This window comes from Nesterenkonia sphaerica (assembly GCF_005771565.1).
Classification (GTDB): domain Bacteria; phylum Actinomycetota; class Actinomycetes; order Actinomycetales; family Micrococcaceae; genus Nesterenkonia; species Nesterenkonia sphaerica.
Genome location: NZ_VAWA01000012.1, coordinates 16,145 through 41,443 on the forward strand (window position 1 = coordinate 16,145; position 25,299 = coordinate 41,443).

Annotated in this window: 21 protein-coding genes and 2 pseudogenes; 15 read left to right on the forward strand and 8 right to left on the reverse strand. The window is 64.6% G+C overall.

Going from position 1 to position 25,299, the window contains the following annotated elements; translation table 11 throughout:
* Positions 1–129: 129 nt before the first annotated feature.
* On the forward strand, positions 130–1,134 hold the full coding sequence (locus FEF27_RS09495) for a quinone oxidoreductase family protein (RefSeq protein ID WP_138170624.1): 1,005 nt from the start codon (positions 130–132) through the stop codon (positions 1,132–1,134).
* A gap of 100 nt (positions 1,135–1,234) precedes the next feature.
* Here FEF27_RS09495 and pheT read toward each other — a convergent pair whose 3' ends face one another.
* The gene (gene pheT, locus FEF27_RS09500) at positions 1,235–3,772 is read right to left on the reverse strand and encodes a phenylalanine--tRNA ligase subunit beta (RefSeq protein ID WP_138170625.1); all 2,538 of its coding nucleotides are present in this window, start codon (positions 3,770–3,772) and stop codon (positions 1,235–1,237) included.
* 5 nt (positions 3,773–3,777) lie between these two features.
* Positions 3,778–4,833, reverse strand: a complete 1,056-nt coding sequence (pheS, locus tag FEF27_RS09505; protein ID WP_138170626.1) for a phenylalanine--tRNA ligase subunit alpha — start codon at positions 4,831–4,833, stop codon at positions 3,778–3,780.
* A 188-nt stretch (positions 4,834–5,021) separates the two neighbouring features.
* Between pheS and FEF27_RS09510 the strand changes: the two genes are divergently transcribed.
* The 9 genes and pseudogenes from FEF27_RS09510 to FEF27_RS09550 all read left to right on the forward strand — a co-directional run.
* On the forward strand, positions 5,022–6,401 hold the full coding sequence (locus FEF27_RS09510) for an FAD-binding oxidoreductase (protein ID WP_138170627.1): 1,380 nt from the start codon (positions 5,022–5,024) through the stop codon (positions 6,399–6,401).
* 10 nt (positions 6,402–6,411) lie between these two features.
* Complete coding sequence (locus FEF27_RS09515) at positions 6,412–6,843, forward strand: GlcG/HbpS family heme-binding protein (RefSeq protein WP_138170628.1); 432 nt, start codon at positions 6,412–6,414, stop codon at positions 6,841–6,843.
* Positions 6,840–7,613, forward strand: coding sequence for an electron transfer flavoprotein subunit beta/FixA family protein (locus FEF27_RS09520; RefSeq protein ID WP_138170629.1), 774 nt, complete (start codon positions 6,840–6,842; stop codon positions 7,611–7,613). The genes FEF27_RS09515 and FEF27_RS09520 overlap by 4 nt, the downstream gene beginning before the upstream one ends.
* A 3-nt stretch (positions 7,614–7,616) precedes the next feature.
* The gene (locus tag FEF27_RS09525; RefSeq protein ID WP_138170630.1) at positions 7,617–8,594 is read left to right on the forward strand and encodes an electron transfer flavoprotein subunit alpha/FixB family protein; all 978 of its coding nucleotides are present in this window, start codon (positions 7,617–7,619) and stop codon (positions 8,592–8,594) included.
* A complete protein-coding gene (locus tag FEF27_RS09530; RefSeq protein ID WP_208009778.1) occupies positions 8,591–9,964 on the forward strand; it encodes a cytochrome b/b6 domain-containing protein in 1,374 nt (457 codons plus the stop codon). Before FEF27_RS09525 ends, FEF27_RS09530 begins: the two co-directional genes overlap by 4 nt.
* A 118-nt stretch (positions 9,965–10,082) precedes the next feature.
* Complete coding sequence (locus tag FEF27_RS09535) at positions 10,083–11,888, forward strand: L-lactate permease (protein WP_138170631.1); 1,806 nt, start codon at positions 10,083–10,085, stop codon at positions 11,886–11,888.
* A 1-nt stretch (position 11,889) separates the two neighbouring features.
* A pseudogene (locus FEF27_RS09540) lies at positions 11,890–13,050 on the forward strand (excinuclease ABC subunit UvrA); the annotation flags it as partial.
* A gap of 275 nt (positions 13,051–13,325) precedes the next feature.
* Positions 13,326–14,549 carry an IS110 family RNA-guided transposase gene (locus tag FEF27_RS09545; protein ID WP_138170633.1) on the forward strand — a complete coding sequence of 408 codons (1,224 nt, stop codon included), beginning with the start codon at positions 13,326–13,328 and terminating at the stop codon, positions 14,547–14,549.
* Positions 14,545–15,777: pseudogene (locus FEF27_RS09550) on the forward strand (ATP-binding cassette domain-containing protein); the annotation flags it as partial. The gene FEF27_RS09545 and the pseudogene FEF27_RS09550, both read left to right, overlap by 5 nt.
* 250 nt (positions 15,778–16,027) lie before the next feature.
* On the opposite strand, the gene FEF27_RS09555 reads toward FEF27_RS09550, so the two are convergent.
* The 3 genes from FEF27_RS09555 to FEF27_RS09565 form a co-directional block, all read right to left on the reverse strand.
* Positions 16,028–16,564, reverse strand: coding sequence for an AAA family ATPase (locus tag FEF27_RS09555; protein ID WP_138170635.1), 537 nt, complete (start codon positions 16,562–16,564; stop codon positions 16,028–16,030).
* Between the two features lie 119 nt (positions 16,565–16,683).
* Positions 16,684–18,138: a multicopper oxidase family protein gene (locus FEF27_RS09560; RefSeq protein ID WP_138170636.1), complete on the reverse strand. Its 1,455-nt coding sequence runs from the start codon at positions 18,136–18,138 to the stop codon at positions 16,684–16,686.
* Between the two features lie 3 nt (positions 18,139–18,141).
* Positions 18,142–18,396, reverse strand: coding sequence for a DUF4381 family protein (locus FEF27_RS09565; RefSeq protein ID WP_243729186.1), 255 nt, complete (start codon positions 18,394–18,396; stop codon positions 18,142–18,144).
* A gap of 195 nt (positions 18,397–18,591) precedes the next feature.
* On the opposite strand from FEF27_RS09565, the gene FEF27_RS09570 reads away from it, so the two are divergent.
* Both FEF27_RS09570 and FEF27_RS09575 read left to right on the forward strand, forming a co-directional pair.
* On the forward strand, positions 18,592–19,278 hold the full coding sequence (locus FEF27_RS09570; protein WP_138170637.1) for a YitT family protein: 687 nt from the start codon (positions 18,592–18,594) through the stop codon (positions 19,276–19,278).
* Between the two features lie 9 nt (positions 19,279–19,287).
* The gene (locus FEF27_RS09575) at positions 19,288–20,685 is read left to right on the forward strand and encodes an L-serine ammonia-lyase (RefSeq protein WP_138170638.1); all 1,398 of its coding nucleotides are present in this window, start codon (positions 19,288–19,290) and stop codon (positions 20,683–20,685) included.
* A gap of 18 nt (positions 20,686–20,703) precedes the next feature.
* On the opposite strand, the gene FEF27_RS09580 is transcribed toward FEF27_RS09575, so the two are convergent.
* Complete coding sequence (locus FEF27_RS09580) at positions 20,704–21,615, reverse strand: NADP-dependent oxidoreductase (RefSeq protein WP_341805717.1); 912 nt, start codon at positions 21,613–21,615, stop codon at positions 20,704–20,706.
* A 78-nt stretch (positions 21,616–21,693) separates the two neighbouring features.
* On the opposite strand from FEF27_RS09580, the gene FEF27_RS09585 reads away from it, so the two are divergent.
* From FEF27_RS09585 to FEF27_RS09595, 3 genes are read left to right on the forward strand one after another with little or no spacing between them, the layout of a single operon-like run.
* Positions 21,694–22,236 carry a GNAT family N-acetyltransferase gene (locus FEF27_RS09585; RefSeq protein WP_138170640.1) on the forward strand — a complete coding sequence of 181 codons (543 nt, stop codon included), beginning with the start codon at positions 21,694–21,696 and terminating at the stop codon, positions 22,234–22,236.
* Between the two features lie 5 nt (positions 22,237–22,241).
* The gene (locus tag FEF27_RS09590; protein WP_138170641.1) at positions 22,242–23,066 is read left to right on the forward strand and encodes an aldo/keto reductase; all 825 of its coding nucleotides are present in this window, start codon (positions 22,242–22,244) and stop codon (positions 23,064–23,066) included.
* 4 nt (positions 23,067–23,070) lie between these two features.
* On the forward strand, positions 23,071–23,715 hold the full coding sequence (locus FEF27_RS09595; RefSeq protein ID WP_138170642.1) for a hypothetical protein: 645 nt from the start codon (positions 23,071–23,073) through the stop codon (positions 23,713–23,715).
* Positions 23,716–23,725: 10 nt separating this feature from the next.
* Here the strand turns inward: FEF27_RS09595 and FEF27_RS09600 are convergent, their stop codons facing one another.
* Together FEF27_RS09600 and FEF27_RS09605 are read right to left on the reverse strand one after the other, a co-directional pair.
* Entirely contained in the window at positions 23,726–24,496 is a 771-nt protein-coding gene (locus FEF27_RS09600) for an anti-sigma factor (protein WP_138170643.1), read from the reverse strand.
* Positions 24,486–25,097: a sigma-70 family RNA polymerase sigma factor gene (locus FEF27_RS09605; protein WP_138170644.1), complete on the reverse strand. Its 612-nt coding sequence runs from the start codon at positions 25,095–25,097 to the stop codon at positions 24,486–24,488. Before FEF27_RS09605 ends, FEF27_RS09600 begins: the two co-directional genes overlap by 11 nt.
* Between the last annotated feature and the right edge of the window lie 202 nt (positions 25,098–25,299).

Below are 25,299 nucleotides of genomic sequence, written 5' to 3' on the forward strand. Positions count from 1 at the left end.
CATACATTCCAATATTTATGCAATTCGACTGCGCGTTCCGCTGGAGACCAGTGCTCCGGTACCCTCGTGGGGTGAGTGGGCTGGCTCTCTGGCTCAGCCCACATGTCATATGACGGAAGCGAGCGAAGAATGAGTGAGCCGACAATGTTCGAAGAAGACCTCCCAGATGCCGCGCTGGTGACGCGCGCCCGTGAAGCCGGCGGTACCGATGTGCTGGAAACCGTGGAGGTACAGGCTCCGGCCCCCGGCCCCGGGCAACTGTTGGTGAAGACTGCCGCAGCCGGGGTGAACTTCATCGAGACCTACCAGCGCTCCGGGGTCTACCCGGTGCAGTACCCCTTTGTCCCGGGTGCGGAGGCCGCAGGCGAGATCGTGGCGGTGGGCGACCAGGTGGAGGGCTTCAGCCCCGGACAGCGGATCGCCACCGCTGAGGGTACCGGGACATACTCCACTCACTTTCTGGTCGATGCCGTCAAAGCGGTGCATGTGCCGGACGAAGTCTCCGACGAGCAGGCGGCGGCTTTGCCATTGCAGGGCGTGACCGCGCACTACCTGATCAACTCCACGTACCGCGTCTCCCCCGGTGAGACCGTGCTGACCCACGCCGGTGCCGGCGGCGTCGGCCAGATCCTCACCCAGCTGCTGAAGGCGCGCGGGGCCCGGGTGATCACCACCACCTCCACCCCGGAGAAGGCCAAGATCGCCGAAGCCGCAGGCGCAGACTATGTGCTCGGGTACGAGGGATTCGCTGAGAAAGTCCGTGAGATCACCAATGGTGAGGGCGTGCCGGTGGTCTACGACGGCGTCGGGAAGGACACGTTCGTCGGGTCGCTGGACTCCCTGGCGGTTCGCGGGACTATGGTGCTCTTCGGCGGAGCCTCCGGTCAGGTCCCGCCCTATGACCTGCAGGATCTGAACAAGCGCGGTGGTCTCTACATCACCCGGCCGTCGGTGCCGTGGTACCTGCGCAACGCTGAGGAGCGCACCTGGCGGTTCACCGAGCTGTTCGGCGCTCTGACCTCAGGCGACCTCAAGCTTGAGATCGGCGGCACCTATCCCCTGGCGGAGGCAGGCCGCGCCCACGACGACCTCGAAGGACGCCGGACCACCGGCAAACTTCTGCTGGTCCCCTAGGCGCTGGGGCCTGGGAGCTGGGGCCTGGGAGCTGGCCCTGTTCCACGTGCGCTAGGCGCTGGGCAGCTGACCCGCGCCCGCCGCCGGGCCTGCCGCGGGGCTACCGCTGCTGGGCGCCGTGCCGTGCAGCGGCGAGGTCCACCGCGCCGGCGCGGGCTGCGGAGGCTTCCTCCGCGGTCAGCGTCCGGTCCGGAGCACGGAACCGCAGGGCAAACGCCAGGGACTTTTTGCCCGCTTCGATGCCATTGCCGGAGTAGACGTCGAACAGCTCGGCGTGTTCCAGCAGCTGACCTGCGCCTTCAACCACGGTCTGCCGCAGCTGCTCCGCGGTGACGTCCTCCTCCACCACCAGGGCCACATCCTGGGTGGTGGGCGGGAACGTGGAGATCGGCGCCGCACTCGTCTGGCCAACCGCAGCAGCGATCAGACTGCCGACGTTGAGCTCCATGACACTGGTGCGGGCGGGCAGGTCGTAGTCCTGAACCACCTTCGGGTGCAGTTCCCCGGCGTAACCGATCAGCGCCCCATCGAACAGCAGCTGCGCCGTCCGTCCCGGGTGGAACGCCTGGTGAGCGCCCTGGCGGATCTCGACCTCCAGCCCCAGCAGCTGTGCGACCTTCCGCGCGGCCTCCACCGCATCGGCCCAGTCGCGTGCCCGGCCGGGCTGTCCGACGGCGTCACCGGGCTCATGGCCGGCCACCGCCACCGCCAAGTGGTGCGGCTGGTGGGGAATCCCGGCCTGCAGCTCGGCCACCGTGTCATCACCGGGGTAGTAGCCGAGGCCCGGGATCTCCGGGCTGCCCATGCTCTCCCCCGGCAGGAACACCGAGCCGGACTCGAACAGCGCGACGTCGGTGAAGCCGCGGGAGACGTTGCGGCGCAAGGAATCAAGGATGCCGGGCAGCAGTGTGGTGCGCAGCGTGGGGTACTGACTGGCGATGGGATTGGCCAGCCTCACCATCGGCAGCGCCTGCTCCTGGGTGGCGCGGCCGAAGAGCTGGTTGGCCTCCGCCGAGTAGAACGGATAGGTCAGCACCTCGGTGTAGCCTGCAGCAGCAAGCCCGGTGAAGACCGTGCGACGCCGCTGCTGGGCCTCGGTCAGTCCGCGTCCGGCAGGTGCCATGGGCAGTCGGGAGGGAATGGTGTCGAAGCCGACCAGCCGCGCGATCTCCTCCACCAGGGACTCCGGGATGGTGAGGTCTGGCCGCCAGCTGGGTGGGGTCACCTCCAGCATGCCGGTCTCCTGCCCCTGGATGGAGCAGCCCACTGCGGTCAGCGCCTCGGTGACCTGCGGGAGCCCGAACGGCACACCGACGATCCGCTCCGGCAGGGTCGGGTCCAGCGAGATCGGGGCCGGGGTCAGGGGCTCGCCGACCTGGGTCAGCTCCCCGGTGTCGGTGCCGCCGGCCAACTGGGTGAGCAGATCCACCGCCCGCTGAGCCGCAATCGCCGGCAGCAGCGGGTCGACCCCGCGCTCGTTGCGCTTGGCAGCCTCGGAAGGCAGCTTGTGCCGCCGTCGGGTGCGACTGACCGTGATGGGGTCAAAGTGCGCGGCCTCAATCAGCACTGTGGTGGTCGCCTCGGTCACCTCCGTGCTGGCGCCGCCCATGACCCCCGCCAGACCGACCGCGCCGCTGTCGTCGGTGATCAGCAGGTCTTCGGGGTCCAGGGTGCGCTGCTTGTCGTCCAAGGTGGTCAGCGTCTCCCCGGGGGCTGCCCGGCGGACCTGAATCGCTCCGCTGAGCTTCTCGGCGTCGTAGAAGTGCAGGGGCTGACCGAGCTCCCACATCACGTAGTTGGAGATGTCCACCGCGATGCTGATGGGCCGCAGGCCGGCCAGTCGCAGTCGGGCAGCCATCCATGGCGGGGTGGGGGCAGCGGCGTCCACCCCGGTGACCGTCCGAGCGACGAAGTGGTCGCATCCCGGGGTGCCGTAGATGGGGGCCTCGTCGTTGAGGGTGATGGTGCGGCCCGGCCGGGGGCTCTCCGGCAGGGTGACCCCGTGGGCCGGGTCGGTGAAGCTGGTGCCGGTGGCGTGGCTGTACTCCCGGGCGACCCCTCGGATGGAGAAGGCGTAACCGCGGTCCGGTGTCACATTGATCTCGGCGGCCGAATCGTTCAATCCCAGAAGTTCCAGGGCGTCTGTGCCGGGTTCTGGATCAAGCCCGAGGGTGCTCAGCACCAGGATGCCGGCGTGGTCCTCGCCCATGCCCAGCTCTTTCACCGAGGCGATCATGCCCGCCGAGACGTGACCGTAGGTCTTGCGCGCTGCGATGTGGAACCCCCCGGGCAGCACGGAGCCCGGCAGGGTCACCACTACCTTGTCCCCGACCTCGAAGTTATGAGCTCCGCACACCACACCCTGGACTCCGGAGGGGTCGATGCCCTCCCCGGTCAGGGTCTGCGGCTGGCCCTCAGGCACCACCCGCACCTGACACCAGTTAATGGTCTTGCCGTTGCTCTGCGGCTCCGGGTGCTTCTCCAGCACCTCACCGACCACGATCGGCCCGGCCAGGTCCCCGGTGTGGACCTCTTCCTCCTCCAGCCCAACGCGGACCAGATCAGCCATGAGGTCCTCTGCGGTGGCCTCGGCGGGGAACTGGGTGTACTCACGAATCCAAGACAGGGGCACACGCATGCCGCTCAGACCTCCATTCCGAATTGGGCGCTGAAGCGAATATCGCCCTCGATCATGTCCCGCATATCCGGTACCGCGTTGCGGAACATCAGGGTCCGCTCGACTCCCATGCCGAAAGCGAAGCCGGTGTAGTCCGGGTCTTTGATCCCCGCGGCGGCGAGCACGTTGGGGTTCACCATGCCGCATCCACCCCATTCGATCCACTGCGGACCACCTTTAGCCCCCGGATGCCAAACGTCCATTTCCGCGGAGGGCTCGGTGAACGGGAAGTAGCTGGGGCGCAGCCGGATGGCGGCCTCCGGACCGAACATCTGCCGGGCAAAGTGCTCCAAGGTGCCCTTCAGGTCAGCCATGGTCAGACCCTTGTCCACTGCCAACCCCTCAAACTGGTGGAAGGCCGGAAGGTGGGTGGCGTCCAATTCGTCGGTCCGGAAGACCTTGCCGGGCGCCAGGACGTACACCGGCAGTGGCCGCTCCAGCAGCGCACGGATCTGCACCGGTGAGGTGTGCGTGCGCAGCACCAAGTGGGCCTCGGCAGGCTCCACAAAGAACGTGTCCTGCATCTCCCGGGCCGGGTGATCGGGGGCGAAGTTCAGCGCGTCGAAGTTGAACCACTCCGACTCCAGCTCCGGGCCTTCGGCGATCTCCCACCCCATGGCGGTGAAGACGTCGGCCACTTTCTCCTGCAGCCGGGTGATCGGGTGACGCGAGCCCAGCGGACGACGCCGCGGGGCGGTGGTGACATCCACTGTCTCTTCGATCAGCATTCTGGCGGCATGCTCGGCCTCCAGCACCTCAGTGCGAGCAGCGAGCGCCTGCTGAATCCGGCCGCGGGCTGCGCCGAGAAGTTTGCCCGCCTGCTTCTTCTGGTCCTTGTCCAGATCCTTGATGCCACGGTTGGCCAGCACCATCGGAGATTTGTCGCCGGTGTGCGCCAGCCGCGCCGCTTTGAGCTCCTCGATCGATGCCGCGGCGTCGAAGGCGGCGATGGCATCGGTGACGCACTGCTCGACAGCGGTTTCGTCCAGGGGGTGAGGTGCGGGGGCGTGCTCTTGGGCCATGGTGCTCCGTGGTTCCGTCAGACTCCGGGGTGAAAAGATCCTCGGACAGTTTATGCCCATGAAGTCCGGTATGCAGACTCGGTGACGTTGTGACCCACAGCACGGTGGTACCTTTCCTAACACCGCACCAGCGACCCGGTCACGGGCCACGCCGCTGCCGCCACAACCCTTAGCGAGGAGTCTCCGTCATGTCGTGTGAAGAGTTAGTTGCTGCACTCCCTGAAGGCCGGGTGATCACTGAGCCGGCCACTATGGAGAACTACCGCTGGGACCGTGCCAATGACCCCGACGCCGGGACACCGCTGGCCGTGGTGCGCGCTGAGTCCACCGAGGATGTGCAGACCGTAGTGCGCTATGCCGCCGAGCGCGGCATCGCCGTGGTGCCCCGCGGTGCCGGGTCTGGCCTCTCCGGCGGCTCCACCGCGGTCGAAGGCGGAATCGTGCTGTCCATGGAACGGATGCGGGAGATCACCGTGGATCCGCTGACCCGGACAGCGGTGGTGCAGCCCGGCGCCTTCAATGCCGAGGTGAAGGCCGCTGCTGCGGAGCACGGGCTCTGGTACCCGCCGGACCCCTCCTCCTATGAGTTCTGCTCCATCGGAGGCAACATCGCCACCAATGCCGGTGGTCTGTGCTGTGTGAAGTACGGGGTGACCACCGACTACGTCCTGGGCCTGAAGGTGGTACTGGCCGATGGGCGTGCAGTGGAATTGGGGGGACCACGCCTGAAGGATGTCGCGGGGCTGGACCTGACCAAATTGTTCATCGGCTCCGAGGGCACACTGGGCGTCATCACAGAGATCACCCTGCGGCTGATTCCCGCTCAACGGCCGCCGACCACTCTGGTCTCCACCTTCAAGTCACTCGAGGCCTCCACCGAGGCGATCCTGGCGATCTCTTCCTCTATGCGGCCTTCCATGTTGGAGTTCATGGACCGTCCCACCATCAACGCAGTGGAGGACGCCACCCGCATGGGACTGGACCGGGAGGCTGCGGCCATGCTGGTGGTCCAATCCGATGAGCCTGCCGAGTTCGCAGCCCAGGAGATCGCCAATATCGAGACGCTCTGCCAGGAGCACGGTGCTGACGAAGTCTTCTCCACCACCGATGCGGATGAGGGCGAAGCATTCGTCGTTGCCCGCCGGATGGCGATTCCGGCTGTGGAGCAGAAAGGTGCCCTCCTGCTGGAGGATGTCGGGGTTCCACTTCCTAAGTTGGGCGACTTGGTCAGCGGCATTGAGCAGATCGCCCAACGCCGCGAGATCGTCATCGCGGTGATCGCCCACGCAGGCGACGGCAACACCCACCCCTTGCTGGTCTTCGATCCCACCGATCTGGACCAGAAGGAACGGGCGCACACAGCCTACGGCGAGGTGATGGACCTCGCGGTGGAGCTCGGCGGCACGATCACCGGCGAACATGGCGTCGGTCGCCTCAAACGCCCGTGGCTGGCAGGCTATATCGGGGAGGATGCGCTGGACCTCAATCACCGCATCAAAATGGCACTGGATCCCCAGAACGTGCTGAATCCCGGCGCAGTCCTTGACCCTGCGGCGCTGAAGTCCTGAAGGAGAGAACATGTCTGTCTATACGACGATCCCCACCATCACGTACGCCACCGCCGCAGAGGCGGTGCGCCACACCCTTGACATCGGGGCCGAGCAAGGCTTGAAGCTCTGCGCCACCGTGGTGGACCCGGCCCTGGGACTGGTGGCCTACGGGCGGGCTGATGGAATGACCCCGCACAGTGTAGAGACCTCCCGGCGCAAGGCCCAGACTGCGGCCTCCACGCGCAAGTCCTCCGCCGCGGTTCCGGCCGAACTGGCCACCGCCATGGAGAACGGCACCGGTGGGCTGCTGACCCGGATCCCCGGCGGCGTGCCGCTGGTGTTTGACGGGGTCCTGGTCGGTGGCCTGGGTGTGGCCGGCGGACCTCCTGCGGAGGACGCCAAGGTCGCCGCTGCCGTCCTTGAGGCGCTGGGCGCCGCACCAGTAGGAGATGCGGGATGAAGATTGCTGTACTGGTCAAGGAAGTCCCCGACAGCTACGGTGAGCGGCGGCTGAACCTCACCACCGGACTGGCCGACCGCGAAGCCAGTGACAAGGTGCTCGATGAGATCACCAGCCGTGCTGTAGAAGCCGCCGTCTCTCACGCGGAGTCGGCCGACGGCGTGGAAGTCGCCTTGGTGAGCATGGGGCCGGAGTCGGCGGAAGCCACGTTGCGCAAGACACTGGCCATGGGTGCTGACTCGGCTCATCACGTCCTCGACTCCGCCCTGGCAGGAGCGGATATGACACTGACCGCGGAGGTCTTGGCCGGGGTGCTGCAACGCATCGGCTGCGATCTGGTCATCGCCGGGGATGTCTCCTCCGACGGCACCGGCGGGGTGATTCCCACTATGGTCGCTGAGCGCATGGGGGCGGCCCATGCCACCAGCCTAGACACGCTCAGCATCACGGACTCCACGGTGGCGGGAGAGCGCGCCGCCTACGGTGGAACTGTCACTGTCGAGGCTCAGCTGCCTGCGGTGGTTTCTGTCACCGAGCGTCTGCCCGATGCCAGGTTCCCCGGGTTCAAAGGCATCATGGCCGCCAAGAAGAAACCGTTGGAGACCTACACCTTGGCGGATCTGGGAATCGATGCGGAGGCCGATGTGCCCCGTTCGATCATGCTGTCGGTGACCGAGTCGCCGGCCCGGACCGCAGGTGAGAAGATCACTGATGAGGGCGATGCCGGCAAGCGGCTGGCCGAATACCTCACTGAGAAGAAGCTGGTGTGAGATATGGCTGAACAGAATATTCTGACCTACCTTCCCGTCCTCCCCTCCGGCGAGCTGGTGGGATCAGCGGCTGAACTGCTGGGCGCTGCCGCCCAGCTGGGCACACCTGTGGGTGTCATCGTCACCAGCCCTGGTGCCGCTGAGGACGCCGCACGGGCCGCCGGCGAGCTTGGTGCTGCCGCGGTGTATGTGGCGGAGCATGAGGCGGTGGGGACCACGCTGACGGAACCTGCAGTGAATGTGTTCAGCACTGTGTGGGAGACCACGCAGCCGGAAGCGCTGCTAGTACCCAATGACATCGACGGCCGAGACCTCGCAGCCCGGCTTTCTGTACGCACCCGCAGCCCCATTGCCTCCGATGCGGTGGGAGTCCACCGTGACGAGGAGGGTATTGTCGCTCATCACTCGGTTTACGGCTCTGCCTTCACCACCGAATCTGCCACCACCCATGGTGCGCTGATCATCACGCTGCGCGAGGGCGCCGTGGACCATCGGGGACAGGCAGTCACACCGCAGATTCACCGAGTGGAGCTCGGAGAGCTGACCGGCCCCGCTGCAGCGATCACCGGCTTCGAAGCGTCAGTGGAAGCATCGACCCGTCCCGATCTGCGCGGGGCCGCTACGGTCGTCTCAGGTGGCCGGGGTCTGGGGTCCGCAGAGGGCTTCGCCCTGGCGGAGCAATTGGCCGATGCGCTCGGTGCTGGTCTTGGGGCCTCCCGCGCAGCAGTGGACGCCGGTTACGCCCCGCACTCCCTGCAGGTGGGTCAGACCGGGGTGACCGTGGCTCCGGATTTGTACATTGCGCTGGGGATCTCCGGTGCGGTCCAGCACCTGGCTGGCATGCAAACGGCAAAGACTGTGGTGGCGATCAATAAGGATCCCGAAGCGCCCATCTTTGACATCGCTGACCTGGGGATCGTCGGGGACGCTTTCGAGGTGGTGCCGCAGCTGATTGAGACGCTCCAGGCCAGGAATTCGTGAGCAGGGATCCGGGCCACCGCCGGCGCGGCCTGCCGCGCACAGAACAGCAGCCGGGTGCACCCGAAACGCAGGACCAGACCCCGGAGCCACCGGCCAAGCCGGCCCCTGCTGCCGACCCGGTACCCCCTGCGGAGCCGTCTCCCCCGCCTTCACCGGTACGGCGCCGCGGCGGGCTTCCCCGCACCGCAGAGGCCCCCGCACCGCAGAGGACCCCAGCAGAGACCCCGGCTGAGACCCCGGATGCGGCACCACCGGGGGGTCGCAGGCGCACTGGCCTGGGCAGCAGCCCAGCACCGCGCACCCCCTCCGGGCCCACCTCTGAGCCCGCACCCGCTGCCAGTTCCGCACCAGCGGCAGCCGACGTGCCAGCGGGAGCCCCAGCACCCCGGGCCGAACAGCGCACACCGGCGGCCCCAGCGTCGTCCGCGCGCCCTGCACGCGGGGAGTCGCATGCACCGGGTAAGCCCCCTGCACCCGGCGTTTCCTCCGGAGTACGCCGCACTGCCCTCTGGGCAGCTGCCGGTCTCGGCGGCGTCGTGGTACTGGCCGGGATACTGGTGCTGGCCGCGCAGTTGTTTGTGGGCACAGACATTGGGAGCAGCTTTCTCAGCCGCTACCCGGGCCAGTATGAGAAGCCTGAGGTGCTTGGCGGGTACCCGTGGTGGTTGAACTGGGCGCACTTTTTCAATGCGTTCCTCATGGTGCTGATCATCAAGACGGGCATCCAAATTCGGCGCGAGACCAAACCGGAAGCGTATTGGACTCCCAAGTGGAACAAGAAGCGGCGGATCAGCCTCACCATCTGGACCCACAATGCGCTGGACCTGCTGTGGGTGCTCAACGGTGTGGTCTTTGTGGTGCTGCTGGGGGTGACCGGGTACTGGTCGCGTGTGGTGCCCACCAGTTGGGAGGTCTTCCCGAACGCCCTCTCAGCGGCGCTGCAATATGTCTCGCTGGATTGGCCCACTGCGGGCGACTGGGCACATTACAACAGCGCTCAGGAACTGGCGTACTTCGCCACCATCTTTATTGCCGCCCCGCTAGCAATTACCACCGGTGTGCGAATGTCCGGGCTGTGGCCCAGTGATAAGCCGAACCTGAACAAAGCATTCCCGGTGGAGTGGGCACGTGCGGTGCATTTCCCGGTGATGGTCTATTTCACGGCATTCATCCTCGTGCATGTCATCCTCGTTTTCGCCACCGGCGCACTGCGGAACCTCAATCACATCTACACCGGTCAGGACGCCACCAACTGGACCGGATTCTGGCTTTTCGTCCTGTCCCTGATCGTCATCATCGGTGCGGCCCTGGCGACCCGTCCGGTCATCATCGCGCCGGTGGCCAGCCTCTTCGGCAGAGTCGGCCGCTGAGAGTCCGCAATGTGAAAAACCGCACCGAATAATTTGTGGGTTGTGTCACACTCATGGAGATGATGTGATCGCGCACCTCGGCGGTACAAAACTCGCCCATTGAAAGGACGTTATCAGGGTGGATAACTTGGCGCTTCTCGGCATTTTGGCCATCGCACCTATTCTTCTGGCGGGCATTCTCCTAGCGGGTTTCCGATGGCCGGCGAAATACGCAATGCCGCTGAGCTACGTGGTCGCTCTGGTGATTGCCTGGCTGGTGTGGGAGATGGAGCCTACGGCACTGGCGGCGGCCTCTATCGAAGGCTTGATCGTTGCCGGCACTCTGCTCTATATCGTCTTCGGAGCCCTCCTGCTGCTCTCCACAGTCACCCTCTCCGGTGCCATGGACCGCATCAAGGCAGGCTTCAACTTCATTTCCCCGGACCGCCGCATTCAAGCGATCATCATCGGCTGGCTCTTCGGCAGCTTCATCGAGGGGGCCTCGGGCTTCGGGACTCCTGCCGCCATTGTGGCGCCTCTGCTGCTGGCGTTGGGCTTCCCGGCCATGGCAGCGGTCGCAGTGGGCCTGATCATCCAGTCCACCCCGGTGAGCTTCGGCGCCGTGGGCACTCCCATCCTCGTGGGCATCGGCAATGGGCTGGGCGAAACCCTGCCCGGGGTGCCAGACCGCATCGAAGGGCTCGGCATGAGCTACTCCGAATACGTCGCTCACATCGGCTTCCAGACCGCGCTGATCCACATGACGGTCGGCATCCTGATCCCACTGATCCTGGTCTGCATGCTCACCGGCTTCTTCGGCGAAAAGCGCAACTTCGCACTTGGCCTGAAGGTATGGCCGTTCGCCATCTACGCCTCCCTTGCCATGACCATCCCCTCGGTGACGGTCGCCTACCTGCTCGGCCCTGAATTCCCCTCCCTGCTCGGCGGGCTGATCGGTCTCACTCTGGTGATGTTCACCTCCTCTAAGGGCTTCCTCATGCCCAAAGAGACCTTCGACTTCGGCCCACGGGCCACGTGGGAGGAGCGCTGGATGGGCCGGATCGCTCCCGGCGAGGTCAAGGACACCGACGAGCCACCGAAGATGACAAAGGTCCGCGCCTGGTCCCCCTACGTCATCCTGGCCGCTCTGCTGGTGCTGACCCGCCTGATCGAGCCGCTCACGGAGTTCCTCACCACCCCGGGTCTCACCCGCCTGGCCTTCACTGACATCCTGGGAGTCGAGGGCATCGAGGCCAATGTGGACCTCTTCTACTCCCCCGGTTTCGTCCTGATCTTTGTCTCGGTGATCTCTTACCTGATCTATCGGATGAGCGGTAAGCAGATTGCGGCCACCTGGAAAGTCTCCGGGAAACAGATTGCGGCCACCGCCGTCGCGCTGTTGTTTGCCGTGCCCATGGTCCGGGTGCTCATCCAGTCCGGCATCAATGAATCCGGCCTGGAGTCCATGCCAGTGGTCCTGGCCCAGGGCGTGGCGAACGTGGCCGGTGACACCTGGCCGTTCTTCGCGCCGTTCATCGGCGCCCTGGGGGCCTTTGTCGCTGGATCCAATACGCTGGCCAATCTGACCTTCGCCCAGTTCCAGTGGTCGACAGCAGACACTATCGGGGTCAGCCCGGAGACCGTCGTGGCAGCACAGGCGGTCGGTGGGGCCGGCGGTAACCCAATTGCCATTCACAATATTGTGGCGGCTTCGGCAACAGTGGGCCTGTTCAACCGCGAGGGCGATGTCATGCGAAAAACCGTATGGATCACCCTGTACTACTGCATCGCGGCCGGCTCCGTAGCCTTCCTCGCGATTCACGGCTTCGGTCTGAACATCGGCACCGGAGGGCTGCTGCTGCTCATCGCTGGTCTGATCATCTTGGGCTACCTGGCCATCCGACGGGGCGACTCCCCCAAGATCCAGGCACCCCCGCAGCACTAAGATGGCCGGAACAGGCGCACCGGAATGCATCAGCATTCGCGGTGCCAGGGAGAACAACCTCCGCGGTATCAGCCTCGAGCTCCCAAAACGTCAGCTCACCGTGTTCACCGGGGTCTCCGGATCGGGCAAGTCCTCGCTGGTGTTCGGGACGATTGCCGCTGAGTCCCGCCGCCTGATCAACGAAACCTATGACGCCTTCATCCAGGGCTTCATGCCATCTGCCTCCAGGCCTGAGGCGGACTCGCTGGAGGGGCTGACCGCCGCGATTCTCATTGACCAGGAGCGGATGTCCCCCCACCCGCGATCCACGGTGGGAACTGCGACGGAGGTCAACTCCCTGCTGCGGATCCTCTTCAGCCGTTTCGCTCAGCCGCGGATCGGCTCACCGCAGGCCTACTCTTTCAATGTTGCCTCGGCCTCAGGCAGCGGGACCCTGACGCAGGCCGACGGCACCCAGCGCGCCGCCGGGTTCAGCGTCACCGGCGGGATGTGCATCCGCTGCGAGGGCAGGGGACACATCAATGACATAGACATCACCGAGCTGGTGGATGAGACCAAGTCACTCAATGAAGGGGCCATCACCGTCCCCGGCTACAAAGCCGGTGGCTGGTCCGTCAGGTTCTACAGCGATTCGGGATTCTTCGACCCGGACAAACCCATCCGCGACTACACCGAAGAGGAGCGGCACAACCTGTTCCACCGGCCGCCGGGCAAGGTGAAGATCTCCGGCGTCAATATGACGTTCCAGGGTCTGGTCCCCGCAGTCAAGAAGACGTACTTGTCCAAAGACCGGGATGGCATGCAGCCCCACATCCGCGCATTCGTCGACCGCGCCGTGGCATACACCCGGTGTCCGGACTGCCGCGGCACACGCCTGTCCGACCAAGCCCTGGCCTCACGGATTGCGGGCCACAATATCGCCGGTCTGTGCGCCATGCAGATCAGCGATCTCGCCTCCTGGCTGGATGCACTTCAGCCCGAGGCTGAGGGCCTCCGGGGCGCCGAACCGCTGCTGAGAGCCTTGGCCGAGGGGCTGCGCAACTTCACTGCCGTGGGCCTGGGCTACCTGTCCCTGGATCGCTCCTCCGGCACGCTGTCCGGTGGAGAAGCCCAGCGTGTGAAGATGATCCGTCACCTCGGCTCCTCGCTGACAGACGTCACCTAATGGGGATGTCGAGGGTCCGGTTTCCTCGATCTGTTGCTGGTGGGGTCCACTGAGATTTCACTGGCCCGGCTAGGCGAGATGATGGGTATGAGCCGCTGGCAGGTGTCCGCTCATCTTGATCACGCCGGCCCTTGAGAGGCCTCAACGTAGACGGTGGCCCCGCCAGTTACAGGGAACCTGACGGCTTGTGAGATGCTGCACCGCCAGAGTGCTCTCCATTAGGTTGCCGCTCGTTCCTCCGGGCTCGTCCAGGCCAGATGAGAGGAAGTTCCATGGAAATCTATTGCGGAGTCGATTGGGCCGAGGCCCACCACGACGTCACAGTCATCGACCAGACCGGCAGGGTTTTGGCGCATCGGCGAATCAGCGCCGATGCCGCCGGTTTGAGGGTCCTGCTGGAATTGCTGGCTGAGCAGGCAGGCCAGGTACAGTCCGTGCCGGTGGCGATTGAGACAGAGAAGAATCTCATCGTCGTTGGCTTGCAGGCAGCTGGTGTGACCGTATACGCGATCAACCCTCGTGCTTGTGCCCGCTATCGGGAGCGACACTCTCAGTCGGGCGGTAAGTCCGATCCTGGCGATGCGCTTGTACTGGCAAATATTCTGCGTACCGACGGTCACTTGCACCGGCCTTTGCCTGAGCTCTCCGATAGTGCCCGGGCAATCAAGGTGTTGGCGCGCCAGCACCAGGAGGCTATTTGGGCGATGCACCAAACCACCTCCAGGCTACGCTCGGTGTTGCTGGAATTTTATCCGCAGGCCCTTGAGGCGTTTCCGAACTTGCAACACCGTGCGGCGCTGACCTTCCTGGAGGCTTTTCCCTCACCCAGGCGCGCACGTCGACTGACGATGTCACGGACGGTCTCACTGCTACGCTCCAGCGGCCGCGGAAACCGTGCGGGCCTGGCTGAGAGGATCAGATCGACGCTCCGGGGTGCAGGGATCGAACAGCCTGAACCAGTTGAGGAGGCTTTGGCGCTTACGGCTCAGACGCTGGTTGGCATTCTGCACCAGATGCATCAAGGCATCGCTCGACTTGAAGAAGCACTCGATACCGCATTCACAGCGCACCCCGCGTCTAAAACCATGCAGAATATTCCCGGACTCGGTCCAGTGACCGGGGCACGGATACTAGCCGAGATCGGAGATGACCCGGACCGGTTCGCTTCGGCCTCGAGTCTGCGGGCCTACGCCGGCACCGCCCCGGTCACTCGGGCCTCAGGACGCTCACACTACGTCAAGGCACGGCGAGTGCGGAACAAACGGCTCGCTGACGCCTGCCACTGGTGGGCTTTTGCAAGCCTTACACACTCCCCAGGGGCAAGGGCGCACTATGATCGGCGCAGAGCCGCAGGTGATCACCACAACGCCGCGCTACGTCATCTTGCCAATAAACTCTTGGGCCGCCTGTGGTGGTGCCTGCGGCACAACATCAACTGGGACGAGTACGCTGCATGGCCCTCCGTTGAGCTGACCCCGGTGGAACTAGCAGCTTGACACCTCACTGGCGTGGGATGTCTATGTTTTCGACGAGCCCACGATCGGCCTGCACCCCCACGACGTCGCACGGATGAACGATCTGCTGCTGAAGCTCCGTGACAAGGGCAATACCGTGCTGGTGGTTGAGCACGACCCGGACGTGATGGCCATCGCCGATCACATCGTTGACATGGGACCAGCTGCAGGAAACCAGGGTGGAGAAGTGGTCTACACCGGCAACTTCGCCGGGCTGCGGAGCTCGGGCACTGTGACGGGCGAACATCTCGACACGCGCCAGCCGATCAAGCGGCAGCCACGCGCCCCGGCAGGCTTCATTGCCGTCCGGGGTGCCGACACGAACAATCTCCGCGACGTCGATGTCGACATCCCGCAGGGTGTGCTCGTCGCCGTCACCGGGGTGGCAGGATCTGGCAAGAGCTCGCTCATTCACGGCTCACTGGCCCAGCGCAAGGACGTCGTGGCGGTGGACCAGGCTCCGATTCGCGGCTCCCGAAGGTCCAACCCGGCCACCTACACCGGGGTGCTGGAACCCATCCGCAAAGCATTCGCCAAGGCAAATGGAGTCAAGCCGGCCCTATTCAGCGCCAATTCGGAAGGGGCATGTCCGAACTGCAACGGCGCCGGGGTGATCTATCAGGACCTGGGCATCGTGGCCGGGATCTCCACCATGTGCGAGGAATGCCAGGGCAACCGTTTCCAATCCTCTGTTCTGAAGTACACCCTCGGCGGCGCGAACATCACCGACATCCTCGCCATGCCGGTGGTTGAAGCCCTGAGGTTCTTCAGCGGTCCGCATCCTGCGGCGAAACTGCCCGCCGCCGGCAGCATTCTGACCCGACTCCGCGACGTCGGGCTGGGATACCTGACCCTTGGTCAGCCACTGAGCACGCTGTCCGGCGGGGAGCGCCAACGTCTCAAACTCGCCATCGAAATTGGCTCGGATGCTGCGGTGCTGATCCTTGATGAGCCGACCTCCGGACTGCACATGGCCGATACTGCGCACCTGGTCGCCATGCTGGAGAGGATCGTCGAAGCCGGTCGCAGCGTGATCGTCATCGAGCACAACCTCGACGTGGTCGCCTGTGCTGACTGGGTGATTGACCTCGGCCCCGGTGCCGGTCACGAGGGCGGCCGGGTGATCTTCTCAGGACCGGCCCAGGCCCTGCTCAGCGCGGAGGAGTCGCTGACCGGACTCCACCTGCGCCAGCGCGAGTCGACGGGCTGAGCATGACTGTGGGCAGGCGGCAACCGGACTTCGAATGTTCATTCTGACAGTTTCCGCACAGAAACTCTCAGTCGAATGTGTGTTCGGTTTTACTCTGCCAACTCTTGCGCTGGCGTAGAAGACGTGTTCTAATATGAGTGCGCGATGGGAAGCGCGGCGCGTGCAGAAGCCCTCCTCACTGCTTCTGCACGCGTCTTCCATGCAGGAGGCTGAGAAGCTTAGAGTCCACGCAGGAGACACCCCCGCGCCTTCAGCCGTCCACGGGAATGAGATGGTCGAGGATGAACTCGACCCTCTGCTGAGGAGACAGTGCCGGCACAGCCTGAACTGGCACCGGGAGAGACAAATACACCTCGGTCAGCAGGTCGTGGATGCGCCTCTGCGCTGGTACATCCTCTGTGCGGGCATAGTCCGATGCCAGTGGAAGCAGGTCAAGAATGAAGACCTTCCTGTAGGAGACCTCCTGAATCGCCTCCAGTAGGCGTGGGTCCGGCTCTAGTCCGAGGAAGCGGTAATAGGCAAGAGAATCAGGCAACGCTCTATCCAGGAAGACAACCTTCTCCGGATTCAGGGAAGCCTCCTGCTGCAGCTGCATATCCAGGACACCGCGCTGAAACTCCGCCTGATTAGCTCGAGTTTCTAGAACAGTTCGTCCGGCGGCTCGTTTGAGATCAATGTAATGGCGAGCGTGTTCGATGGTGGTCGTGTAACCCAGCTGTTGCAGCAGTTGTACTGTCGTCGTCTTCCCCGAACTGGGACCTCCTGTGATGACATACCAGTTGTTCATGATCACCTTTCAATAATGCGCACCCTGCGTCACGTCAACATCTGACGGTGCAGGCTGGATCTGAGACGACGACTGCCAAGTACGTTCTCACAACATGATGAGAGAACCGGTGAGGCCCCTCAGCCAACTTCAACGCTGGCCATCATGCCGGAGTCCTCATGGTCAAGGATGTGACAGTGGTAGACACTGCGCCCGGGATGCCGGGCGAAGTCGACCAGGACGCTGACCCGCCCTCGCGAAGGAACATTGACGACGTCGCGCCATGTCGGATCACTCACCGTCTGCCCAGCCTCCTCAATGACCTGCATCGGCCAGATGTGCAGGTGGAAGGGGTGATCCATGGGTGTCGGGTTCACGATCACCCATTCTTCAACTGTTCCGAGTCCCACCTGCTGATCGATCCTGTCGGGGTCAAAACTGCGCCCGTCGAACCCCATCTCCATCATGGACCGGGTCGAGCTCATCATCGCTGCCATATTCATGGTGAATGTGATCTCCCGTTGCGCGTCGACCGGCTGGCCCCGCAGATCCGGTACCGGGGGCCGGCGAGGTACGGGAGGCAGCGGCGTCGTCGCGGATTCTCCGCTGACTGTCAGTGAGGCCAAAGTAGCTGCCCCGGACAGACCTCCGCGGCCCATTCTTCCCATCCCGCCGCGGTCATAACTCAGGGTGCGAAGCTGACTGGTGCCAGCACTCATAGTGACCAGCAAGTCTGCACGGTTCCCCGGTGCCAGGGTGACCTCCTCGACGCCACGCGGAACCGGCTCCTGGCTGCGGTCGATCCCCATCAGTACGACCTGCTGCCCGGTGAGCGCCAACCGTAAGTAGCGGGATGTGCATGCATTGACCACTCGCCAGCGTTCTCTCTGCCCCTGACGCGCTGCCAAATGGGGACGATGCTGACCGTTGACAAGCAGAAGTTCTCCCTCCCTTCCCATCATCACCTCCGGAGCCGACACTGAGGCGGGCTCCCCTTCGGTATCCAGGGACAGGTCCGAGATGACCAGGACTCGTTCCCGGGTGGCGGGCACCTCGTCACCTTCGACAATCAGCGCTCCGTAGAGGCCGCCGAATAACTGGCCGGTGGCGGTGCCGTGCCGGTGTGGGTGATACCAGAAGACTCCGGGTGGGTGGTCTTCAGGCAGATCGAAGCGGTAATCGAAACTCTGGCCTGGGTCAATGGAAATGAAGGGGTTGTCCCCGTTGTCGCGTGGGGAAACTTCCAGGCCGTGGGTGTGCAGGTTAGTTGGGGTGTCCAGATCATTGATGAGCCGCACCTCGATCCGGTCACCTGGCCGCACCCGCCAGGTCTGCCCCGGAACAGAGCCGTTGTAGGTTAACAGTTGGGCTTGCTGCCCGGCTATGTGCACCTCATGAGGGGCGGCAACGAGCTCTACACTCAGGCGGCCCTCTCGGCTGCGCAGCACCTCAGGTTCGACAAAAGTGACCTCACCGCCGCCAGTGGTACTTTGCCGGGCCAGGTGGGTGCGGGAGAGGCCCACTCCCCCAACGACGACGCTCAGTCCACCCAGGCCCGCGAGCCCCAGCGCCTGACGCCGGCTGATGGGCTTCATGGTCTAAATCTCATTCTCCAACCGGTGGCGGCGCTCCTCGTACTCGGCGGTATCGATCTCACCCCGGGCATACCGCTCGTCTAACACTTCGCGTGCCCGACTGCGGTCCGCAGTCCGAGCACGTGGCTGCTGAGGCCGGTCACCCAAGAGTCTGACGAGGGCCACCACCAACACCACAATGCCGAGCACGATCAACGCTAAGAAAAACCAGCCCCACACCATGGGCCACCAGCCCATGTGGTCCGCATTCCAACCCACACTTCACCTCCGAGGTACTACCGCACAGGTCAAATACGATTCGGCACACCACGGGTCCGCGCAGCGACGCCCTTCCAGACCGGGACCTGAGCAGGGTCACCGAAACATAAATGAGAACGCTCAGCGACACACGATCGCCTACTCCAGGATAGCAAGCGCCCCCACGCGGCGGGCGGTCGCAGTACGCTATTGCGCATGTCCACTCCAGAGGTTGAACCGGATCCTGACGAACCGCAGGGTCCCGGCGATCCCAGGGGCAATGGCGCTAATGTTCAACCCTTTGCCGGAGCCATCCTTCCGCATACCGCCGCCGAAGACGTCCTCGGCGTCCTGACCGGAACCTTTATGGCGGCGCTGGGACTGTACCTGTTGGAGCAGTCGGAAGCTGTCAGCGGCGGCACCGCGGGAGTCGCCCTGCTGCTGACCTTCGGCACTCCACTGAGCGTGGGATGGCTGTTCTTCCTGGTCAACATCCCCTTCTTCGCTCTGGCGCTGTGGCGCAAAGGGTGGCGCTTCACCCTGCGCACCACCGTCTCGGTGGGCGTGGTGTCAGCATTCGCTGCCGTGTGCGAGCAGTTCCTTCCCGTGCCGGACATCAATCCGGTCTTCGGTGTCTTCGCCGGGAACGTGCTACTGGGCGTGGCACTGCTGATCGTGTTCCGGCACGGCAGCTCGCTGGGCGGGTTCAACATCTTGGCGCTGATCGCGCAGGAACAGCTCCACCTGCGCGGCGGCTACGTCCAGATGAGCCTGGACATCACGGTCATCCTGCTGGCCTTCACCGTGCTCCCGCCGGAAAATGTCCTGCTCTCCGCAGGCGGGGCCGTCATTATGAATCTGATTATTGCACTGAACCATCGGCCCGGCCGGTACAGAGCGTAGGCTGACCCCATGATCAGTGTCTTTGACCTCTTCAGCGTCGGGGTGGGGCCCTCTTCCTCCCACACCGTGGGGCCGATGCGGGCCGCCCGCCGGTTCGTCGCCGAGCATGTGGTACCCAACATTGAGCAGTTGGGCGGAATCCAAGTCGAACTGCTGGGGTCGCTCTCGGCCACCGGTAAGGGCCACGGCACCTTCGACGCTGTGCTGCTCGGCCTCGAAGGCTGGGCGGCCGATGAGATCCTCCCCGAGCAGGTGGACGAGCGCAAGGCTGCCATCGAGGCCTCGGGCACAGTGCAGGTCGCCGCGCAGCTGGGTCACCGCACAGATGTGACCCTACGTGTTGAAGACTTTATCCAGCGTCCCCTGACGCACCTGGAGCGGCACTCCAACGCCATGGTGCTGCGCGCGGTGGACTCCCAGGACGAGCTGCTGGCCGAGGAGACCTACTACTCCGTTGGAGGGGGCTTCGTCGTCGCGGAATCGGACTCCCCGGAATCAGAGCTGGCCCAGGCTGATGCCGCCGTGCCGTATCCGTTCCGGACCTCGGCTCAGCTGATGGCGCACTGCCGCACGTCAGGACTGGCGGTCTCCGAGGTGATGATGGCCAACGAGTGCGCCCACCGCTCTGAGCAGGACGTGCGCGAGGGCATCTGGCACCTGTGGGAAGTCATGGAGGCGTGTAAGGACAAGGCCCTCACCCGGGAAGGCACGCTGCCCGGAGGCCTGAAGGTGCGTCGCCGCTCCCCGGACTGGCACGCAAAGCTCTGGCGGGAAGACCCGGACCGTTCCCACGCCTACTGGCAGGAGTGGGTGAACTTGGTGGCTCTGGCGGTCAACGAGGAGAACGCCTCAGGAGGCCGAGTCGTCACCGCCCCCACCAATGGGGCCGCCGGCATCATCCCCGCTGTGGGCTTCTACGCCACCCACTACGGCGCCGGCTCCACCTTTGCCGACCCCAAGAACCTCCGGCAGATCGTGACCACCTACCTGCTGACTGCCGCAGCCGTAGGCGTGCTGTACAAGGAGCAGGCGTCCATCTCCGGGGCCGAAGTCGGCTGTCAGGGCGAGGTCGGCTCGGCCTCATCCATGGCCGCAGCCGGCCTGTGCGAGGTGCTCGGCGGCACTCCCACCCAGGTGGAGAATGCCGCCGAGATCGCCATGGAGCACAACCTCGGGCTGACCTGCGACCCCATCTCAGGCCTGGTGCAGGTTCCCTGCATCGAACGCAACGCCATCGCTGCCACAAAAGCTGTCAACGCCGCGCGGATGGCGCTGATGGGCGACGGCGAGCACCGGGTCAGCCTCGACGAGGTGATCAACACGATGCGCGAGACCGGGAAAGACATGTCCCACAAGTACAAGGAGACGGCGCTCGGTGGCCTGGCAGTGAACGTCGTCGAGTGTTAGGTCCCCAGCACTGCCGACTCAGGCGGTGAGATCCAGCAGGACCTTGCCCCGGGCGCCGCGCTGGTTGTGCTGCATTGCCTCAGCGGCCCGCTCCAGCGGGTAGACAGAGTCAACATCGACCGACAGCCGACCCTCAGCCACGCGCTCCAGGAGGCTTTCCAGCCGGGTGCCGTCGGGGCGGACCCACACCCAGCGGCCTTGGTGCTCCAATACCGTGGGATCGGCGATCGAGACATGCCGGCCTCCGCCGGTGAGCACCTCCAAGGTTTGCTCCAGGACACCACCGACACAGTCCACCACTGCGGTCACCCCGTCGGGAGCCACTTCACGGACACGGCCGGTGAGGCCTTCGCCGTAGCTGACCGGCTCCACTCCCCAGTCCCGCAGGCGCTGGTGATTGACCTCCGAGGCAGTCCCGATGACCCGAGCACCGAGTTCGCGCGCCAGCTGCGAGGCCACCCGGCCCACCGCCCCGGAGGCGGCGTGAATCAGCACGATGTCCTTCTCGGTGACGCTCAAAGTCTGCAGGCAGCGCAGTGCGGTCAGCCCCGCCAGAGGCAGCCCAGCCGCGGCGTCGGCACTGACCTCATCTGGCACATGCGCCACTGACGCCGCCGGGACAGACACATACTCCGCGTAGGTGCCGCCCTGCACGAAGTCCTTCCGCGCATAGCTGGCCACCCGGTCCCCTGCGGAGAATTCAGGCACGTCAGGGCCGACGTCGTCGACCACACCATAGACGTCCCAACCCGGTATCACAGGAAAATAAGTATTCATCATGGGATCGAGCGCACCGCTCATCAGCTTCCAGTCCACCGGATTGACAGCGGCCCGCTCGGCACGGATGAGCACCTCCCCAGGCCCCACCTTGGGTGTGGGCAGATCCATCAGCTGAAGGGTGTGCGGATCTCCATATTGCTCATAAGCCATTGCACGCATACCTCGGCCAACGTCACCACCGTGCCAGGCATTCCGAGAGCTGGGCATTCCGAGAGCTAGGCTGAGACCGTGAGCTCCCCCCACCTGAGAGCCTTGAGCTGCGACGACGCCGCCTCGGTGCTGGCCGCTTTCCAGGCCGACCCCGCTCACATGGCGCTCCAAGGCGAGGTCACCGATCGGCGCTCAGCCTGCACCTACATCGAATTGCTCACCGACTCTGCTGAAGGCAACTGCGGTTTCGCGCTGGATGTGGGGCGACGCTGCGTGGGAGTGGTGGGCATCAATGCCGCGAGCCAGCATCGGCTCGGGTGGTTCTTCTACTGGACCCACCCCCTGGTGCGGGGACGCGGGCTCGCCTCGGCTGCCGCAGCCAGCGTGGCAAATTGGGCCCTGACCAGCCGCGAGCGTGCCGGCGGCGGGTTCGAGCGTCTCGAGCTGGGACACCGCGCTGACAACCCGGCCTCCGGGGCCGTGGCCCGAGCGGCCGGATTCCTCCGGGAGGGCACCGAACGGCGCAAACTGCTGATCGATGGGCAGCGCATCGACGTCCATACCTACGGCAGGCTCCGCTGGGACCCACCTCCGCGCACTGCAGGACTGGCTTTAGAGTAGTCACTATGACATCCACTTTTGAGCTGAATTCTGGGCACGAGATCCCTCGTGTCGGGTTCGGGACCTCAGCGTTGCACGACCCGGCGGAAGCCGTGGCCGCGGCTCTGCAGTCTGGTTACCGGGCGGTGGACACCGCTCAGATGTACCGCAATGAGGAAGCGGTGGGTCAGGGACTGCGCGCCTCAGCGGTACCGCGTGAAGAAGTCTTCATCACCACTAAGCTCAACAACCAGTTCCACGCGCCAGCCGAGGTCCACCGCACCTTTGCCGAATCGCTGGACCGGTTGGGGTTGGAAACAGTAGACCTGTTCCTGATCCATTGGCCTGTCCCCTCGCTCGAGGTCGATTATGTGGACACGTGGAAGGCGATGATTGAGCTCCGGGATGCCGGGCGCGCCTCGGCCATCGGTGTGTCGAACTTTCAGCAGGAACATCTCGAGCGCATCATTGACGCCACTGCGGTGGTTCCGGCGGTCAACCAGATTGAGGTCCACCCGTACTTCGCCAATAATGAGCTCCGCGCCTACAGCAAGGCACAGGGCATCGCGGTGGAAGCGTGGAGCCCCTTGGGCAAAGGCGACGAACTGAGCGATCCGGTGCTGAGCGTTATCGCACAACGGCTGGGCAGAACCCCGGCCCAAGTGGTGCTGCGCTGGCACCTGCAGCGCGGTGACGTGGTAATCCCCAAGACTGACTCCCCGGCCCGGATGCAGGAGAACTTCGACGTATGGGGATTTGAGCTTTCCGACCAGGAGATGGCTGAACTGGACTCCCTGGACCGTGGTGAAGCCGGCCGGCGCGGTCCGCATCCCAACGAGTTCGGACGGTAGAGCGATGGTTGCCCCCTTAGTCCCCGACAGTGCCCTCCACGCCAGTCTGCTCTTCGCGGTGGGGCAGGGGAAGCGGCCTACGGAACCGGCTCCGGAGCTGGACTCCGAGATGGTGGAGGCTGTCAGTACGATGCTCAGCAACCAGGGCAGTGCGCACCTGATCCCCCAGGTCCAGGAAGCGCTACAGGCCGGAGCGCAGAGCCTGCAGCGGGACCCGGAGCTGACCATCTCTGCCAAGAGATACGCCGAGATCAGAAACGAGTTCATCGCCGCCCATCACATCCGCTCCAGCAAAGGCAAGCAGATTTGGCCGGTAGGCGCCACCACCATCCTCAAACGCGCTGGCGGATCCTGGAACGAGGCCCTGCGCACAGCCGGGTTCTCCACCTCAAAACATCAGGTGCCGCAGGGGTTCGGCTCCGCCAAGTTCAGCCCGGAACAATTCGCCGCAGCAATGCGGTCATTCACCTCCGACGCCGCTCGAGGCAACTACTCCACCAAACTTCAGCACTATGTGGAGTGGAGAAAGCATCTGCTGAAACGCGGCCGCACAGACATTCCCTCCGGTCCGGCCATCCGTAATTTCTATGGCAGTTGGAGCGCCGCTCTGGAGTCGACCACTGCAGGAGACACCGCCCAGGAGGGCTGAGCAGCGAGCATCAGAGCTCGGCAACGATGATGGGGTCATCAGTGGGCTCCGGAGATCCGCCGGAAGGCTCGATCGTCACTCCGAAGGCTACGCCCTCAGCCAGCCCCACCGCTGAGAGCATCTCGGGCTCCTCTGCGCTCATGAGGCCGAGGCTGTGTGGGCCCTCCTCGTCGATCAGCCACATCTGCATCGACTCCTCCGACGAGGGCGACGGCACGTCGTGAGGCACCACGTGCATCATTTGCGCGTTCATGGAGTAGGTGACGGTCACGCTTCCCCCGGCGGCCGATTCCACGTGCGCGGCGGCCAGATCGGGTGCGCCGAGCAGCTGCGCCAGCTGTTCACGCTCCTGCTCCGCGGCCGTCAATGACGCTTCTATCTCATGGACCTGCTGCACCTGATGGAGCAATAAGGTTCCCAAGACTGCCGCCACAATGAGCAATGTGGAGGCGGCTAGCGCCAACATCGTCTGCGTGAGACGCCCACGGCCGGGACGGGCGCGGCGCGGCGCGGCTTCGCCCCTCCCCGCAGGGCTGTGGGACTCGCCGACAGCGGCGTGACGGGAGGCGTGAGGGATCCCCAAGATCGCCGCTTCCGTCTGGGCAGATGGCGTCACCGGCTCATCAGCCTCCGCCACGGCGGCCATGGTTTCGGCAAACGATGCGACCTCAGCGCGAAAATCCGGATCCGTCTCGTACAGGGACTCTGCCAGCTCACTCTCGTCAGGGGCGAGGCCGCCGAGCACGTAACCGGCTGCCAAGTACTCGTGATCAGCGTGCATCGTTCACCTCCAACTGAGCTCGCAAGCGTCTCATCCCATCGCGGATTCTGGACTTGATAGTTCCGAGAGGTGTATCCAGCACCGAGGCGATCTGCCTGTGGGACAAATCCTGATAGTAGGCCATCGCGATGGCGGTCGCTTGTTCGGCGGGAAGCTGACGCAGCGCCGTGTTCAGCCGAACCGCCTCCACCTGGCGCAGCACCTCAGTCTGTGTATCCGGCTCCGTCCCGTGGGCGCTCTTCAGACCCTCCGTGAAGTCTCGGTTCTGCTGCGCCTGAACCGAACGGATCCGGTCGATGGCTCTGCGTCTGCACATAGTGATCAGCCAGGCCCTGCCTGACCCCGCGTCGGGGCGGAAAGATTCGGCCCTGGTCCACACTTCAAGGAACACCTCCTGCAGCACCTCCTCGGCGAGGGACCTGTTCCGCACCAGGCGCAGAATGGTCGCCAACAGAATGCTGCTCTGTTCCCGGTAGAGAGTTTCGAAAGCCTGTTCGTCATGGTGTTGAATCCTCACCAGCAGGGCGGCACAGGCGTCGCCGGAGGTTTCCGACTGCCCCGAGTCCGGGAGGCGCTCAGCAGCAGGTCTGGGACGGGGCATGGTCCCAGCTTGCCATGGAGTGGTGCTGATCACGAGTTGCCTAGGCCTGTTCCGGGGGGGGGTGGGAGCGTCCTTCGTACTGAGAGTTCGGCGCCCACGGCGTGTTGGATGGGAGATCTCGACGTCTTATCTTGGCCGGGAGAACCAGACAGTGGTGGTCAGTATGTGGCACAGTAAGGAGGCCGCTGCGTGTGTGATGCTG

Bases quoted from the DNA above. Each gene is read 5' to 3' on its own strand.
- FEF27_RS09495 (WP_138170624.1), top strand. From the start codon at position 130: ATGAGTGAGCCGACAATGTTCGAAGAAGACCTCCCAGATGCCGCGCTG.
- pheT (WP_138170625.1), bottom strand. From the start codon at position 3,772: ATGCGTGTGCCCCTGTCTTGGATTCGTGAGTACACCCAGTTCCCCGCC.
- pheS (WP_138170626.1), bottom strand. From the start codon at position 4,833: ATGGCCCAAGAGCACGCCCCCGCACCTCACCCCCTGGACGAAACCGCT.
- FEF27_RS09510 (WP_138170627.1), top strand. From the start codon at position 5,022: ATGTCGTGTGAAGAGTTAGTTGCTGCACTCCCTGAAGGCCGGGTGATC.
- FEF27_RS09515 (WP_138170628.1), top strand. From the start codon at position 6,412: ATGTCTGTCTATACGACGATCCCCACCATCACGTACGCCACCGCCGCA.
- FEF27_RS09520 (WP_138170629.1), top strand. From the start codon at position 6,840: ATGAAGATTGCTGTACTGGTCAAGGAAGTCCCCGACAGCTACGGTGAG.
- FEF27_RS09525 (WP_138170630.1), top strand. From the start codon at position 7,617: ATGGCTGAACAGAATATTCTGACCTACCTTCCCGTCCTCCCCTCCGGC.
- FEF27_RS09545 (WP_138170633.1), top strand. From the start codon at position 13,326: ATGGAAATCTATTGCGGAGTCGATTGGGCCGAGGCCCACCACGACGTC.
- FEF27_RS09555 (WP_138170635.1), bottom strand. From the start codon at position 16,564: ATGAACAACTGGTATGTCATCACAGGAGGTCCCAGTTCGGGGAAGACG.
- FEF27_RS09560 (WP_138170636.1), bottom strand. From the start codon at position 18,138: ATGAAGCCCATCAGCCGGCGTCAGGCGCTGGGGCTCGCGGGCCTGGGT.
- FEF27_RS09570 (WP_138170637.1), top strand. From the start codon at position 18,592: ATGTCCACTCCAGAGGTTGAACCGGATCCTGACGAACCGCAGGGTCCC.
- FEF27_RS09575 (WP_138170638.1), top strand. From the start codon at position 19,288: ATGATCAGTGTCTTTGACCTCTTCAGCGTCGGGGTGGGGCCCTCTTCC.
- FEF27_RS09580 (WP_341805717.1), bottom strand. From the start codon at position 21,615: ATGGCTTATGAGCAATATGGAGATCCGCACACCCTTCAGCTGATGGAT.
- FEF27_RS09590 (WP_138170641.1), top strand. From the start codon at position 22,242: ATGACATCCACTTTTGAGCTGAATTCTGGGCACGAGATCCCTCGTGTC.
- FEF27_RS09595 (WP_138170642.1), top strand. From the start codon at position 23,071: ATGGTTGCCCCCTTAGTCCCCGACAGTGCCCTCCACGCCAGTCTGCTC.
- FEF27_RS09600 (WP_138170643.1), bottom strand. From the start codon at position 24,496: ATGCACGCTGATCACGAGTACTTGGCAGCCGGTTACGTGCTCGGCGGC.
- FEF27_RS09605 (WP_138170644.1), bottom strand. From the start codon at position 25,097: ATGCCCCGTCCCAGACCTGCTGCTGAGCGCCTCCCGGACTCGGGGCAG.